The sequence below is a fragment of the Klebsiella sp. ME-303 genome (genome assembly GCF_007910085.1).
In the GTDB taxonomy this organism is placed as follows: domain Bacteria; phylum Pseudomonadota; class Gammaproteobacteria; order Enterobacterales; family Enterobacteriaceae; genus Klebsiella; species Klebsiella michiganensis.
On record NZ_VOJB01000065.1, the window covers coordinates 28885 to 42382 of the forward strand.

Annotated in this window: 15 protein-coding genes; 3 read left to right on the forward strand and 12 right to left on the reverse strand. The window is 58.9% G+C overall.

Annotated features, from left to right (window positions below):
- Positions 1-370, forward strand: a 370-nt coding sequence (locus tag FQK12_RS08610) for a carbohydrate porin (protein ID WP_146295695.1), incomplete at its 5' end; no start/stop codon positions are given.
- 63 nt (positions 371-433) lie between these two features.
- Here FQK12_RS08610 and FQK12_RS08615 read toward each other — a convergent pair.
- The 11 genes from FQK12_RS08615 to FQK12_RS08665 all read right to left on the reverse strand — a co-directional run bounded on the left by FQK12_RS08615 (position 434) and on the right by FQK12_RS08665 (position 10270).
- Positions 434-1393 (reverse strand): YbgA family protein, encoded by a 960-nt coding sequence (locus FQK12_RS08615; protein ID WP_014229093.1) that lies wholly within the window; start codon positions 1391-1393, stop codon positions 434-436.
- 14 nt (positions 1394-1407) lie between these two features.
- Complete coding sequence (locus FQK12_RS08620; protein WP_014229094.1) at positions 1408-1941, reverse strand: DUF3833 domain-containing protein; 534 nt, start codon at positions 1939-1941, stop codon at positions 1408-1410.
- The gene (locus FQK12_RS08625; protein ID WP_014229095.1) at positions 1938-3161 is read right to left on the reverse strand and encodes an SAM-dependent methyltransferase; all 1224 of its coding nucleotides are present in this window, start codon (positions 3159-3161) and stop codon (positions 1938-1940) included. Before FQK12_RS08625 ends, FQK12_RS08620 begins: the two co-directional genes overlap by 4 nt.
- Complete coding sequence (locus tag FQK12_RS08630; protein WP_014229096.1) at positions 3158-3880, reverse strand: DUF1365 domain-containing protein; 723 nt, start codon at positions 3878-3880, stop codon at positions 3158-3160. Before FQK12_RS08630 ends, FQK12_RS08625 begins: the two co-directional genes overlap by 4 nt.
- A gap of 1 nt (position 3881) precedes the next feature.
- On the reverse strand, positions 3882-5141 hold the full coding sequence (locus tag FQK12_RS08635) for an NAD(P)/FAD-dependent oxidoreductase (protein WP_014229097.1): 1260 nt from the start codon (positions 5139-5141) through the stop codon (positions 3882-3884).
- Positions 5138-5857, reverse strand: coding sequence for an SDR family NAD(P)-dependent oxidoreductase (locus FQK12_RS08640; RefSeq protein WP_014229098.1), 720 nt, complete (start codon positions 5855-5857; stop codon positions 5138-5140). Before FQK12_RS08640 ends, FQK12_RS08635 begins: the two co-directional genes overlap by 4 nt.
- Entirely contained in the window at positions 5854-6288 is a 435-nt protein-coding gene (locus tag FQK12_RS08645) for a nuclear transport factor 2 family protein (RefSeq protein ID WP_014229099.1), read from the reverse strand. The genes FQK12_RS08640 and FQK12_RS08645 overlap by 4 nt, the downstream gene beginning before the upstream one ends.
- 242 nt (positions 6289-6530) lie before the next feature.
- Positions 6531-7259 (reverse strand): MerR family transcriptional regulator, encoded by a 729-nt coding sequence (locus FQK12_RS08650; RefSeq protein WP_014229100.1) that lies wholly within the window; start codon positions 7257-7259, stop codon positions 6531-6533.
- A 101-nt stretch (positions 7260-7360) separates the two neighbouring features.
- The gene (locus tag FQK12_RS08655) at positions 7361-7705 is read right to left on the reverse strand and encodes a DUF1294 domain-containing protein (protein WP_025107991.1); all 345 of its coding nucleotides are present in this window, start codon (positions 7703-7705) and stop codon (positions 7361-7363) included.
- A 97-nt stretch (positions 7706-7802) separates the two neighbouring features.
- Positions 7803-8990: an MFS transporter gene (locus tag FQK12_RS08660; RefSeq protein WP_162097168.1), complete on the reverse strand. Its 1188-nt coding sequence runs from the start codon at positions 8988-8990 to the stop codon at positions 7803-7805.
- A gap of 143 nt (positions 8991-9133) precedes the next feature.
- Positions 9134-10270 carry an alpha/beta hydrolase gene (locus tag FQK12_RS08665; protein WP_014229103.1) on the reverse strand — a complete coding sequence of 379 codons (1137 nt, stop codon included), beginning with the start codon at positions 10268-10270 and terminating at the stop codon, positions 9134-9136.
- Positions 10271-10441: 171 nt separating this feature from the next.
- Here FQK12_RS08665 and FQK12_RS08670 point away from each other — a divergent pair, with 171 nt between their 5' ends.
- On the forward strand, positions 10442-11326 hold the full coding sequence (locus FQK12_RS08670; RefSeq protein WP_014229104.1) for a LysR family transcriptional regulator: 885 nt from the start codon (positions 10442-10444) through the stop codon (positions 11324-11326).
- 113 nt (positions 11327-11439) lie between these two features.
- On the opposite strand, the gene FQK12_RS08675 is transcribed toward FQK12_RS08670, so the two are convergent.
- Positions 11440-12324: a LysR family transcriptional regulator gene (locus FQK12_RS08675; RefSeq protein ID WP_014229105.1), complete on the reverse strand. Its 885-nt coding sequence runs from the start codon at positions 12322-12324 to the stop codon at positions 11440-11442.
- 157 nt (positions 12325-12481) lie between these two features.
- On the opposite strand from FQK12_RS08675, the gene FQK12_RS08680 reads away from it, so the two are divergent.
- Positions 12482-13462: an NAD(P)H-dependent flavin oxidoreductase gene (locus tag FQK12_RS08680; protein WP_014229106.1), complete on the forward strand. Its 981-nt coding sequence runs from the start codon at positions 12482-12484 to the stop codon at positions 13460-13462.
- Positions 13463-13498 lie beyond the last annotated feature (36 nt).

Here is a 13498-nt window from a genome sequence, read left to right on the forward strand (position 1 = left end):
CACCCGGCAGGCGCAGATCGAATATCTGCTGGCCTTCCACGACTATGACAACGGCAAGGACAACACCGATAACCGTAAAAACTACGGCGCTATTGTCCGTCCGATGTACTTCTGGAACGATGTGCACTCCACCTGGCTGGAAGCGGGCTACCAGCGCGTCGATTACGACCAGGGCGGCGATAACCACGGCTGGAAGCTGACGCTGTCGCAGAACATCGCCATCGGTATGGGGCCGGAGTTCCGCCCGATGCTGCGCTTCTACGTGACCGGCGGCCAGGTGGATAACAAGCGCACCGCGAAGGTTAACGGCACCAAAGACGAGCAGCTGGATTCGTTAAACCTTGGCGGCATGTTTGAAGCGTGGTTCTAGAAGCCGATGGATCCAACAACGAAGAGGCTGGCGTGCGCCAGCCTCTTCGCGCGTTCAGCTATCTCAATGCACCGTCAGGCGCAGGGCCAGGTCCTGCGGGTAGGGATCAAAGTAGTTCTGCGCCTGCAGATAGCGATCCGGGTATTCGGCCAGATAGTGCTTAAGCAGCGTTAACGGCGCAAGGATAGGCAGCAGCCCGGAGCGATAGTTAAGGATCACCTCCCGCAGCTCGCCGCGCTGGCGGCTGTTTAGCTGGTTACGAAAGTAGCCCTGAATATGCATCAGCACGTTGGTGTGGTTTTTACGCGAGGCGGGCTGTTTCAGGATCGTCATCAGTTTTTCGCGGTAGATCGCAAAGAAAGCCTCCAGATCCTGCCATTCGTGGAGCGAGGCAACGAATGGGCCAATCTCGCGGTATCCCGCCTGATGGTGGGCCAGCAGCTGCAGTTTATAGCGGCTATGGAAATCCAGCAGCGCGCGGCGCGTCAGGCCATTTTTGTGCAGACAGTTAAGCTCGTGCAGGGCGAAGACCCGTTCGACAAAATTTTCACGCAGCACCGGATCGTGCAGGCGGCCATCTTCTTCCACCGGCAGCCACGGATATTTCTCCATCAGCGCGGCGGTAAACAACCCTGTGCCTTCTTTTCGTCCGCGATTGCCCTTTTCATCGTACAGCCGCACGCGCTCCATGCCGCAGCTGGGCGATTTGGCGCAGACGATAAATCCCGATAGCTCGCCCAGGGTCGAGAGGTGGGCGCTGGCGAAATCGGCCATCTTCTCCGTCACGTCGTCGTGCGGTGCATGCGTGAAGCGCATGCGGATTTCCCCTTCGGTCGTTTGCACCAGCCGCAGCGCCGGGCGCGGGACGGGGAGGCCGATAGCCATCTCCGGGCAGACGGGTTTAAACGCCACCCACTGCGCCAGCTCGTCCATCACGAAGCCCATGCGCTTATGCCCGCCGTCGAATCGTACGGCAGAACCGGTCAAACATCCGCTGATCCCAATGACAGGTTGTGTGTTCATGGCGTAGTCCTCTTTTATTGTGCGGTTCGGGTGAAGAAAAGGGTCACGGTGGCGACGGTAATGCCAAATTTCTTCATCTCGGTTTTGTTGAACAGGTGCGCGTCGTCCTGCAGGAACATCCAGTCGTCGAAGTGCAGGAGCCAGGTGCTACCGCTGGCCGTCACGTTCATGCTGTAGCGCCAGTGAAAAGCGTTGCCCGCCGCCTGGCCGGTCGCCACGCCGGCAATGTCGCCGGCGGTGCCTTCATAACGGTGGTCGCCGGTGCGGCGAATGCGCCATACCCGCTGCTGCTTTTCGCCATCATCGTAAATAAAGCGTTCGTGGAGCGTCAGCGTGTCGCCAACAACGTCGCCGTCAATGGCGACATGGAAGCGGCGCAGCTGTTTGCCGTTGCGATCCTGAACCATCCCCCAGGCTTCCGTTTTGCCCTGAAAGTAGTGGAAAATGTCCAGCGCCGGCTGCTGCTGGCGGTAGTCGGTCACTTCGGCGCTGCAGCCCGCCAGCGCCAGCATCAGCAGCGCGAGGCCAAGGGTCAGAATGCGTTTCATGATGTTCGCTCCGCGGTAAGCTGCACAACGCTGATGGTGCGGGCGTTAAACCCGGCTTCGCAGTAGCCGAAGTAGTAGAGCCACATGCGGCGGAAGCGATCGTCAAAGCCGAGCTTCTCAATATCCTGCCAGGCGTGGATAAATCGCTGCCGCCAGTGGGCCAGGGTGCGGGCGTAGTCCGGCCCCATATCGAACAGATCGCGCACCACAAAATCGGTGTGCCGCGTCATCAGCTCGTTCATCGCCGTGATGCTGGGCAAAAATCCGCCGGGGAAGATGTAGCGCTGAATAAAATCCACGTTTTTGCTGTAGCCGCGATAGCGCTGATCCTGGATGGTAATGGCCTGGATAGCCATTCTGCCGCCCGGGCGCAGCCGCGCCTGGCAGGTGCGAAAGAAAGCCGGCAGATAGCGTTGCCCCACGGCTTCAATCATCTCCACCGACAGCAGCTTGTCGTACTGGCCGGTCAGATCGCGGTAATCGCAGAGCAGTACCTCGACGCGATCCTGCAGCCCGGCGCGGGCAATTCGCGCGTTGGCCCACTGGAACTGTTCCTGCGACAGGGTGGTGGTGGTGACCCGGCAGCCGTAGTGGCGGGCGGCGTATTCGGCCATCGCCCCCCAGCCGGTGCCAATCTCCAGGAGATGATCGCCGGGCGTAAGCGCCAGACGCTCGCAAAGGCGCGCCATTTTGGCCCGCTGGGCCTGGGTGAGATCCTGGCCGTCGTCGGTAAACAGCGCGCTGGAGTAAAGCAGCTCGTCGTCAAGGAAGTGGGCGTAAAAGTCGTTGCCCAGATCGTAATGGGCGGCGATATTTGCCTTCGCCTGCGCGCGCGAGTTGCGGCGCGTCCAGTGGCGCAGCCGCTCGACGGGCTTGCTCAGCAGCCGGAAGCCGCGCTCCAGCCGCTCCAGTACCTGGCCGTTACGTGCCAGGATCTGCAGCAGCGGCGTCAACTGCTGGCTCTCCCATTCGCCGTCCATCCAGGCCTCCGCGGCGGCGAGGCTGCCTCCGGTCAGTAAACGCCGGTAGACGCCCGAGGAGAGCACGTGCACCTCGGCGCGCAGCGCGGCGGCGGGGTCGCCAAAATGAAAGGTCTGCGCCCCTTCGCGTACGGTGAGCGCCCCTTCGCGAATGCCGCTCAACAGACGAAAGAGCAACCAGCGCGCGATACGCACGTTGCGCGGGATATCGGGTTCAAGCGCAAAGACAGGATCGGTCATGAGCGTTCACTCCTGCTGACAGGATGGTTGTACAGCGGCACGCGCTTGAGCCATAGCCGCAGCGCCTGCCAGTAGATCGCGAGGACGGTTTTCAGCGTCATCAGCGGAATGCGCAGCAGCAGCCCGCGCAGGCTGGCCCGCGTTAAAGGCGCGCGGCTCAGGGCCAGCGTGGCGTCGAAGACTTTCGCGGCCTGATGGTTCTCGATATGCATGTGCAGCGTTTTACCGGGACTGTTAAAGCGCCAGAGGTAGACCATATCCATCGGGTTAAACGGCGAGACGTGAAAGGCTTTCGCCAGCGGGCGCGCCCGTTGACCGTCTACCGCGTAGTAATGGCGCTCATTCCACGGCGTGTTGCGCACTTCGGCCAGCACCCAGCGCAGGGTACCGGCGCCGTCGTAGCAGTAGTAAAAGTTGACCGGGTTAAAATGAAAGCCCAGGTAGCGCAGTTGGGTCAGCAGCATGACGCGGCCATCCGGGCGCGCGCCGGTCAGGCTTTCCAGCCGGTTCAGAACCTGCGCTTTCAGCGGCGTGCCCAGCGGATAATCCGCATCGTAAAAAGAGGCGGCAGCAAAGCGATTGCGGCGGATACCCGCTTCGCCGAGCCGATCCAGCTCATCCAGATCGAGCCAGGCCATAAAGATGCGATAGCGAAAGTGGTGCGCTTTCGGCTGAAGACGGCGGTGGCGTAATACGCCCTGATAGAGGCAGCTGTTCATGTCAGAGGTTCTCCGCCGCGATGATGCCGTTGACCACATCGAGGGCGCTGCGCACGCCATCTTCATGAAAACCGTTGTACCAGTACGCGCCGCAGAACCAGCTTCGCTGGCGGCCGTTAATCTCCTCGCGCCGCATCTGGGCGGACCAGCTTTGGGGATTAAATAGCGGGTGTTCATAGACCATACGCTTCCAGACGAAGCGCGGGTCCACCGGCGTTGGCGAATTGAGGGTGACGCAGAACAGCGGGGCGTCGGCAGGCAGGCCCTGGAGAATATTCATGTTATAGGTGACGCAGGCGCTGGCCTGATCCTGTTCGCTCAGGCGATAGTTCCAGCTGGCCCAGGCGCGCTTGCGCACCGGCAGCCAGCGGGGATCGCTGTGCAGGACCACCTCGTTTCGCTGCCAGCCGATATCCCCCAGTATTTCGCGTTCGGCGAGCGTCGGGTCCGCCAGCATGGCCAGCGCTTCGGCAGAGTGGCAGGCGAAGATCGCCTGATCGAAGTGCTGCTCCCCCGATGCCAGCTGGAGCGTGACGCCATCCTGATGACGGATCACGTTCTGCACCGGCGCATTGAGGCGCAGGCGCAGGCGATCGCCGGACCGGGCAAGCAGGGCGCGCACGTATTCGCGCGAGCCGCCGGGCACCACGTACCACTGCGGGCGCTGGCGGATATCCAGCAGGCCGTGATTATCAAAGAAGCGCAAGAACAGCGCCAGCGGGAAGCGGCGCATCTCCTGCAGCGACGAAGACCAGATAGCGGCCCCCATCGGCAGGATATAGTGGCGTGCGAAAAAGGGGCTAAAACGGTGCCGCTCAAGGAAGGTCTGCAGCGTGGCGCCCGGGTCGAACGCTCCCGCCAGAGCCTGCTTCGCCAGGCGATTAAAGCGGACGATCTCCGTCAGCAACCCCCAGAAGGCCGGCTTTAGCAGATTGCGCCGCTGGGCGAAAAGCGAGCTCAGGCTGTGGCCGTTATACTCCAGCCCGCTTTGCGGATTGTGGACCGAAAAGCTCATCTGCGTTTTTTGGCCGCTCAGCCCAAGCTCGTTAAGCAGGCCCATAAAGCGCGGATAGGTGCGATCGTTATACACGATGAATCCGGTATCGATGGCCCAGGTACCCTGCGGCGTGGCGATATCCACCGTGGCGGTATGCCCCCCCGGCGTGGACGCCGCTTCGAACAGGGTCACTTCGTGTTGCCCGGCAAGGCGCCAGGCGCAGGTCAGCCCGGCAATGCCGCTGCCAATAATCGCGATTTTCATGGACGCACCATCCTGCGCAATAGCCTGCGCTGAAGTCCTTCAGGAAGCCCGGCCAGCAGGCGCAGAAGCAGGCAAAAGCCCGTCGGGAAGGCGATACGATCGTGCCCTTTCGCCAGGCCGCGGCGAATCGCTTTAACCGCCTGCTCCACGCTCACCTGGCCGGGCATAGAAAAATCGTTTTTACGCGTCAGCGGAGTGTCAACAAACCCCGGCGAAACGACCGTGACGGCGATCCCTCTTGGCTCCCAGTCCAGGCGCAGACTGTTGGCAAACCAGGTCAGCGCCGCTTTCGAGGCGCCATAGGCTTCGGCCCGAGGAAAGGGTAGCCAGTGCGCCATCGAGCTCACCAGCACCACGCGATTCCCGGCTGACAGCTGCGACTGAAGCGCCGCCAGGCAGTTCACCGGCCCGAGAAAGTTAGTGGTGATGACCCTTTCAACCAGCCCGGCATCCACCGTTCCGTGTTCGAGATATTCGCAGGTCCCGGCGCAGAGAATGATCAGATCGGCGCGGCAGTCAGCGAGCGTCTGGCGACAGGCATCCCTGTCCGTCATATCGAAAGAGCGGACGCTGATGTGGGGACTGTGCTGCTGTAGCGCCGACAGACGCGACGGATCGCGGCCGCAGGCGATAACCCGGTGGCCGTCCGCAGCGAAGGACCTGGCGAGCCCGGCGCCAATGCCGGAGCTGGAGCCGGTGATGAGCACCGTCATCATGACCGCACCCTCCGTTTAGCGCCGCGCACCGCCCAGCCCAGCAGGGGAAGGTGTTCGTACAGCATCTCCCCGGCGTCGTAGTAGTCACGCTGGTGAATAATTCGTTCGTCTTCAACGGTGACCACCGAGCAGCCCGCAAGCTGTAGCGCCTTACCCCCGGCAAGTCGCGGATGCGACCAGTGCATGGTCCAGGCGACGGCAAAACGTTGACCTTCGCAGAGCGGGGCATCGAGGGTGAAACGGCAATGATCGACGTTGGCCAGCAGGTGCGAAAGATAACTCTGGATCGCGGACAGCCCCTGGTGTTGGCCAAAAGGATCGATCAGCAGCGCATTCGTGTGGTACAGCGCGGCCAGCGCCGAAGGCGGCTGGGTATCCAGCGTGGCGTAGTACGTACTAAAACGGCTAATGACGGATGGCGAGGGACTCATAGGTCACTTCCTGAGTAAACAATATGGCATAGTTAAAACTTACACAATTAATATTATTTGTCCAAGTTTTGACTAAAATATTTTTTATTTTCATTGATTATCAGTTGGTTAATAACATGTCTTTGAAGCATGATTTTGTGGGTGTTGGAGAGAAAAGAAGAGTCTGCGGGCTTGTGCGAAAAAAGAAGAGGGGCAATTCTGAGGGACCTGCTCGTTGCGCCACGGAGCGGTGGCGCACGCAGTTAGAGCGCAACAATCTCCAGAGAGACAACCTGTTGCTGCCAGCGTTCAACCTGTTTCTGCCGGGCTGCAGAGAGTTTACCGGTCGTCACCAGCAGCCATTTGCGATCCGGCAGGATCTCCGGCGCCAGGGTCGCGGGGGGCGAGGGAAGGATGTCGATGCGGTGGCCCTGACCGGTGCGTTTGAGCGCTTCGAGCCAGATTTCGCAGGCGTCCGTCAGGTGCCAGCCGGTGATCAGATAGTTATCGCCGGGCGCCTTTTTGTCCCCTTCGAGGCAAAAAGAGGTGTAGGCGATAATGATGCCGTCGAGGATTTCGCGCAGCGTCATGATGGCCGGTACGTTGGCGGAAACCTGGCTACGCAGCGGGCGCAGCACTTCGGTGACCAGCTCGGGGCGGGGGGATTCACGACCGGCGTCGTAAATCAGCTGGCGCAGGGATTCGATTTTCCCCTCTTTAAGCCGCTGGAGCATGTTCTCCTGCAAGGTGATCCAGTTATTCGTCCGCCGTGCGCCAGGGCGCGCCAGCAGGGGCTTTACCTGGCTGACAGGTACCCCTTTTTTTACCCAGTCGAGGATTTTAAGCGCCTGCTGGATATCGTCATCGTTATACAGGCGATGGCCGCCATCGGTACGCTGTGGTTTAAGCAGGCCGTAGCGACGCTGCCAGGCGCGGAGCGTCGTCGCGTTTATGCCGCAAAGCTGCGCAAATTCTCCGATGGAGTAGGTCATAAGGTACACCTGATAATCAACAATACTCTCAATAATATACTACGAATAGCTGCGGGTTGAGTGCATTCCACGCGTTTGCAAACCGTTAGCCTCGCCGGAACTTAGTGAAAAGAAAAAGGAGAGAACAAATAAATCGCCACCATCCCTGAGAGGCTGACGATCGTGCTGATGATGAATCGGGTTCTGAACGGCTGCTTTTGCGTTTTGTGGCGGAACAGCTGTTGGCCGGCTATCGCGCCAGCCCAGCCGCCCAGCACCCCGAACGCCAGCAATGTGGCTTCCGGTACTCTGCGCCAGGCCCTGCGCGCCGCCATTTTATCCACGCCGTAGATCGCCAGGGTCAGCGCGTTGACCAGCAGGAGCCAGGTAGCAAAGGGCCAGGCGGTAAAAATGCTGCCGACCGCTGCGAAAATCAGGAGCAAATAACAACATCGATTGAGATTTATCATATGAGCCGCGGTTATTTTTAGCGTGTATCGAAGCCGCATTATACGCATTACCCGCGGCGAGAAAAATCCGCTGCCCGCTTCGGATGGCGTGAGCTTATTGCGTCATTTGCCGGCTGGTGTACAACGTCATCCCGACCGCGGCAAGAAGCAGTATGCCGCTTAAGCCAAACGCGCTTTGCCACCCCAGGCGGTCAAATACCAAACCGCCCGTCGTCGAACCCAGCGCGATCGACAGCTGAATAACGGCAACCATCAGACCGCCTCCCGCTTCGGCGTCGTCGGGCAGCGTCCGCGCGATCCATGTCCACCAACCGGTTGGCGCCGCGGTCGCCAGCATCCCCCACAGGCTTAACAGCACGGCAACGGTCCAGGCGTGGTGTCCTACCAGAAGCAACGTGCCGGCGATGAGGGCCATCAACAAAGGGATGGTCATTAAGGTCTGATAAAACCGGGCGTTGAGGAGTGTCGAAACGCCCAGGGTGCCGATAAAACCCGCGATGCCGATAGCGAGCAAAATCAGGGACAGGCCAGAGGCGCTGACGCCGGTCACCGCTTCCAGAAACGGCCGCACGTAGGTAAATAAGGCAAACTGCCCCATAAAGAAGAGTCCGCAGGCCAGCAGACCGATCGCGACGATGGAATGTCTGAGCAGGCGAAGCACGGAGCCGCGCGGCCGGCTCGCTTTATCGCTTTCCATCGCAGGCAGGCTGAAGCATTGCCAGATGAACGCGACTATCGCCAGCGGCACGAGGCAGAAAAAGGCGCCGCGCCAGCCGACGGTGGCCCCCAGATAGCTGCCAAGCGGCGCGGCCACGACGGTCGCCAGCGCGTTGCCGCCGTTGAAAATCGCCAGCGCGCGGGGAACCTGGTGCGCGGGGACCAGCCTGATGGCGGTGGCCGCCGACATCGACCAGAATCCCCCGATAACGATGCCAATCAGGGCTCTTCCCGCCATATAGATCGCATAGCTGTGGGCCAGCGCGACAATCATTCCCGAGACCGCCATCAGAACCGTCAGCCCCAGCAGAAGGTGTTTACGATTCAGACTTCCGGCAAGGTTAGAGATAGTCAGGCTGGTCAGCACCGCCAGGGCGCCGGAAATCGCAATGCCCTGGCCTGCCAGCCCCTCGGTGATGTTTAGCTCTCCGGCGATCGGCGTCAGCAGGCTGACCGGCAGAAATTCGGAAGCGATGAGGACAAAAACGCACAGCGTCATGGCAAAGACGCCGCCCCAATGGGCGTGCGGTTGAGGGTGTGGTGTACGACGACTCAGTGTGGACATGATAGGGGTATCTCTTTATTTTTCCGGCCAGATTCGGGTGCGGCTGGAGCGGACGCTATTCATTGAATAACGACTAAAGCGTGGGTAAACGTCATGCGCGGGCGAGGGCAAGCCGCCCGCGACGATCGGGCGGCTTTCGGCCGTTATCTCAGGTTGGTTTTGAAAAACTGTTCAAATCTGGCAAACGGGATTTTACCGGCCGCATTGTCATAGAGATCGACATGGTTCGCGCCGGGGACGATCACCAGCTCTTTCTCTTTGCTGCCGATGGCCTTAAAGGCGTCTTCGGCAAAATAGCGTGAGTGGGCTTTTTCTCCGGTCACGATCAGCGTCGGGATAGTGACTTCACTGGCATAGCTCAGCAGCGGCATATTCATAAACGACAGCGGCATGGTTGCATTCCACGCGCCGGTTGAGTTCACGGAGCGGGCGTGGAAACCGCGCGGCATCCGGTAATAGTCAAAGAACTCTTTCAAAACCGGGTTCGGGTTGGCCGGTAAGGTTTCCGGCAGAATACGATCGCCTGCGCTGACGTGACCTTTCTGATCGACATAAATATCATGCCCGCCCGGCGCGAATGTGCCGCTTTCCGCATCCTTCCAGCGCTGCGCGTTCAGATACTGCAAGACGGCGCGGCGATCGGCGGTAGTATAGCGGTCTTTACCGTCGCCAACGCCGTGGCCCATCGCGCGGCTCATGTCGTACATGACGCTGGTGGCCACCGCTTTCACCCGGGTATCCATCGCGGCGTCGTTCAGCGCCATGCCGCCCCAGCCGCAGATGCCGAGCAGGCCAATTCGGTTGCGGTCCACCTCGTTTTGCAATCCTAAGAAATCCACCGCCGCGCTGAAATCCTCGGTGTTGATATCCGGAGAGGCGACGTTACGCGGATGGCCGCCGCTTTCCCCCGTATAAGAAGGATCGAAGGCGAGGGTGACAAAACCCTGTTCCGCCAGGGTCTGCGCATACAGACCGCTGGACTGCTCTTTCACCGCGCCGAAGGGGCCGCTGACTGCAATCGCCGCCAGCTTGCGCTCGCCGCGATCTTTCGGAATGTAGAGATCGCCGACCAGGGTGATCCCATAGCGGTTCTGGAAGGTCACCTTACGGTGAGTGACTTTCGCGCTTTCCGCGAAGGTTTTGTCCCATTTTTCGACCAGCGAAACGGGCGCGTTTGGATTGGTTGTCCCGGCATAGCTCATGGTGGTGACTCCACTTAGTGACGCGCATAGCAGCATGGCAGGCATGGCGGCCGTCAATTTTCTGGTAAACGCTTTCATTAATCATTCCCCTAAAACAGGTTCCAGATACAGGTTTCATACGGACAACGCTGCTGTGCTTTGTTGCAATGCGCTGATTATAGTTAGCAGTCAGAGTGCTGATTAGCGGGTGAAAAGTGCTAAGATTCATATCATATTGTTATAAATTACGGCGCAGGCGCGGGAGGAATCATGGCAAAACGGGAAAACTATAACGATCTGTACCTGTTTATGCTGGTGGTGCGGGAGGGCAGTTTTACCGCCGCGGCGCAGCGGCTTGGGCTGGCGCAATCCGGCGTCAGCCGTGCGGTACGTGAACTTGAAGAAAGGCTGGGGGTACAGCTTCTGGTGCGTACCACCCGTAAACTCTCGCTCACCCAGGCCGGCGAGCAGCTCTATCGAACCGTTGAATCTGGCTTTGATGCGTTAGATTCAGGGCTTTCCACTCTGGCGTATTATCGCAACACCCCCTCCGGTACCGTCCGCATCAATGCCAGCCAGCACGCCATTGATAAAGTGCTTCTGCCAAAGCTTTCGGTGTTCAAACAACGCTATCCCGATATCCGGCTGGAACTCATCAGTGAAAGCCGGTTTGTCGATATTATCGCGGAGCGATTTGATGCCGGGGTGCGTCTGGGGCCGGAAGTCGGCGGCGGTATGGTCGCGGTGCGCATTTCACCCGATATGGAGATGGTCGTTGTCGGCACGCCCGAGCATTTTCGCCGCTACGGTTTTCCGCAAACGCCGGCGGACCTGGTGGTTCATCCCTGTATCGCGTACCAGTTTGGCGACGGGACTATTTATGCATGGGAGCTCAATCAGGACGGTAAAAAAATCACCCACCGGCCGCAGGGACAGTGGGCCTTTGCCGACAGCTATATGGAAGCGAAGGCCGCCCGGCTGGGGTTGGGGCTGGCCTATGTCCCGCAGGAACTGGTTGCCGATGACTTAGAGCGAGGCGCGCTTATCAGAGTCCTGCAGCGTTACAGCCAGCGGCTGGAAGGCTCTTTTCTCTATTATCCCCATCGTAATGTGTCGCCCGCGCTGCGGGCGGTGATAGACACGCTGAGAATCTGAGCAAGCAGGACCCAGAGTCGGGCGCGGATCGTTGACCGGGTTTAAGGTAGTAACCGCATGCATTTATCAATCATTGTGGTTTTGCGCGGGGATGAGTGCCTTAATCCCGTTTTTCACAATAAGCTTTCTAACCACTCGGTAAATACCCGCACTTTGCGTGAGAGATGGCGGTGCGGATACAGGAGTGACAATTTGCGATCGGGGGTAGGGTTGTCAGGTAAGACTTCCACTAACAGGCCGCGATCGAGATAAGGCTGTAAAAAAACGTTCATTCCCTGGACTAATCCCAGCCCTGCCAGGCCTGCCGATAAATAGGTTTCAGAGTTATCGATGACCAGCTTGCCGGGAAGCGTCATTTCAACTGTTCCTTCTGGCGTAGAAAACGTCCACGGCATAATTTGTCGGCTGCTGCTGTTAATCCAGTTGATGGCCTGATGCTGCTGTAGATCCTCCAGCGTTTGCGGCACACCGTGGCTGGCAATATAGGACGGGCTGGCGCAGGTCGTCATTTTAATATTGCTTAACTTACGGGCGATATAGTCCCCGTCGTCCAGTTCCCCCACCCGCAGTAAGCAATCAAGACCATCGCGCAGCATATCCCGGCGGAGGTCTGAGCTACTGAGGATGATTTCGACGCCAGGGTGCTGGCGATAAAAATCAGGCAGATGGGGGACGACCAATAACGTCGCAAAAGCGACGGGCATATCCACGTGAAGCTGGCCGCGCAATACGCTATCGCTCCCAAACGACTCCAGCAGCGCATCTGCCTGGGCCAGTAAAGGTTTACTCTGCCGATAAAACGCTTCGCCGTCAGGCGTCAGGTTGATGCGCCGCGTTGTTCGCTGCATCAAACGCGTGCCGCAGTGCTGCTCAAGCAGCTGCAATGCCTTAGTGACGGCAGGACGATGAATCTGCAGGTTCTCCGCTGCCTGAGTAAAGCTACCGGACTCGACAATTTCAATAAAAATGCGAATCGATTCAAAGAGGTTTATTTGCATAGCGGGCTTCTTTTGCCGGATCGGGATATCATATTGTTACTGATTTTATAATAGTGATGCACTTTTTCGGCTATTTTTCTAAATAATATAACGTCCTACACTCCTTCCATCATGAAACTGAACCGCTCCATAGCGCTATTGTGAAGGATATTACCCCATGAAAAATAACCGAATCTGCCAGATCCTGAATATAGAAAAACCTGTTATTCAGGGGCCGTTATCGTGGTTGACCGATGCCCGTTTAGTCGCCGCTGTCAGCAATGCCGGCGGGCTTGGTGTGCTGGGGCCGAATGCCGGTTTAACCGCTGAGACCGCGGTGTCCACGCCGGAAGAAACCGCCGAAAAAATGCGTGAAGAGATCCGCAAAACCAAACGGCTGACCGAAAAACCTTTCGGCGTGAACCTGATCCCCGCTGCTGAAAACGATATCTGGACCCCGCCTATTTTGCAGGTGATAAAAGAAGAGGGCGTCAGAGCCGTGGTGTATACCGGCTACGGTGAAGGAGCGCTCATACCGGCGCTGTTCAACGAATTAAAAGAGGCGGGCATTGCTATCATCTATCGCGATATTAACCCGACGCCTGAAAATACCCGCCTTGCTGAAGAAGCGGGCGCCGATATCATCGTCGCGACCGGCTTTGATGAGGGAGGTACATTGCCGGGGACCGCGCTGGGAACCTTTTCTATCGTGCCGCTGATCGCCGATGCGGTGAAGCGTGTTCCGGTGATGGCCGCGGGCGGTATTACCGACAAGCGCACCGCCAGAGCGGCGCACGCGCTCGGCGCTGAAGGGATATTTGCCGGTTCGGTTTTTATCGCGACGGAAGAAAGCAGAGTGCCGCGGTCGGTCAAAAATAAAATTATTGCCGCCAGTGGCCTGGATTTGCTGCTTTTCCGCACGCTGCCCCATTACTATCGCTCTCTGCCGGGCAGACTGGCCGAAAAACTGGTGGCGATGGATAAAGCCGGCGCCAGCAACGAGGCGCTCGGTGAAGCAATGGGGGGATTACGCGGCCTGCGCGTCGGCATGCTGGAAGGCAATGCCGATGAGGGCTATATCGCGCTCGGCACGGGTATCGGCAGCATCCGCAGCGTCAAAAGCGTAGCGGAAGTGGTCGACGCGTTAACCGTGAGTTAGCGCTCCCCAAGAGACGCAGGCCGTTCAGCTAAATCA

Coding starts and splice junctions, on each gene's coding strand:
- FQK12_RS08660 (WP_162097168.1), bottom strand. CDS start 8,990: ATGTCCACACTGAGTCGTCGTACACCACACCCTCAACCGCACGCCCAT.
- FQK12_RS08670 (WP_014229104.1), top strand. CDS start 10,442: ATGGCAAAACGGGAAAACTATAACGATCTGTACCTGTTTATGCTGGTG.
- FQK12_RS08625 (WP_014229095.1), bottom strand. CDS start 3,161: ATGACCGATCCTGTCTTTGCGCTTGAACCCGATATCCCGCGCAACGTG.
- FQK12_RS08635 (WP_014229097.1), bottom strand. CDS start 5,141: ATGAAAATCGCGATTATTGGCAGCGGCATTGCCGGGCTGACCTGCGCC.
- FQK12_RS08620 (WP_014229094.1), bottom strand. CDS start 1,941: ATGAAACGCATTCTGACCCTTGGCCTCGCGCTGCTGATGCTGGCGCTG.
- FQK12_RS08645 (WP_014229099.1), bottom strand. CDS start 6,288: ATGAGTCCCTCGCCATCCGTCATTAGCCGTTTTAGTACGTACTACGCC.
- FQK12_RS08640 (WP_014229098.1), bottom strand. CDS start 5,857: ATGATGACGGTGCTCATCACCGGCTCCAGCTCCGGCATTGGCGCCGGG.
- FQK12_RS08665 (WP_014229103.1), bottom strand. CDS start 10,270: ATGAAAGCGTTTACCAGAAAATTGACGGCCGCCATGCCTGCCATGCTG.
- FQK12_RS08650 (WP_014229100.1), bottom strand. CDS start 7,259: ATGACCTACTCCATCGGAGAATTTGCGCAGCTTTGCGGCATAAACGCG.
- FQK12_RS08615 (WP_014229093.1), bottom strand. CDS start 1,393: ATGAACACACAACCTGTCATTGGGATCAGCGGATGTTTGACCGGTTCT.
- FQK12_RS08675 (WP_014229105.1), bottom strand. CDS start 12,324: ATGCAAATAAACCTCTTTGAATCGATTCGCATTTTTATTGAAATTGTC.
- FQK12_RS08680 (WP_014229106.1), top strand. CDS start 12,482: ATGAAAAATAACCGAATCTGCCAGATCCTGAATATAGAAAAACCTGTT.
- FQK12_RS08630 (WP_014229096.1), bottom strand. CDS start 3,880: ATGAACAGCTGCCTCTATCAGGGCGTATTACGCCACCGCCGTCTTCAG.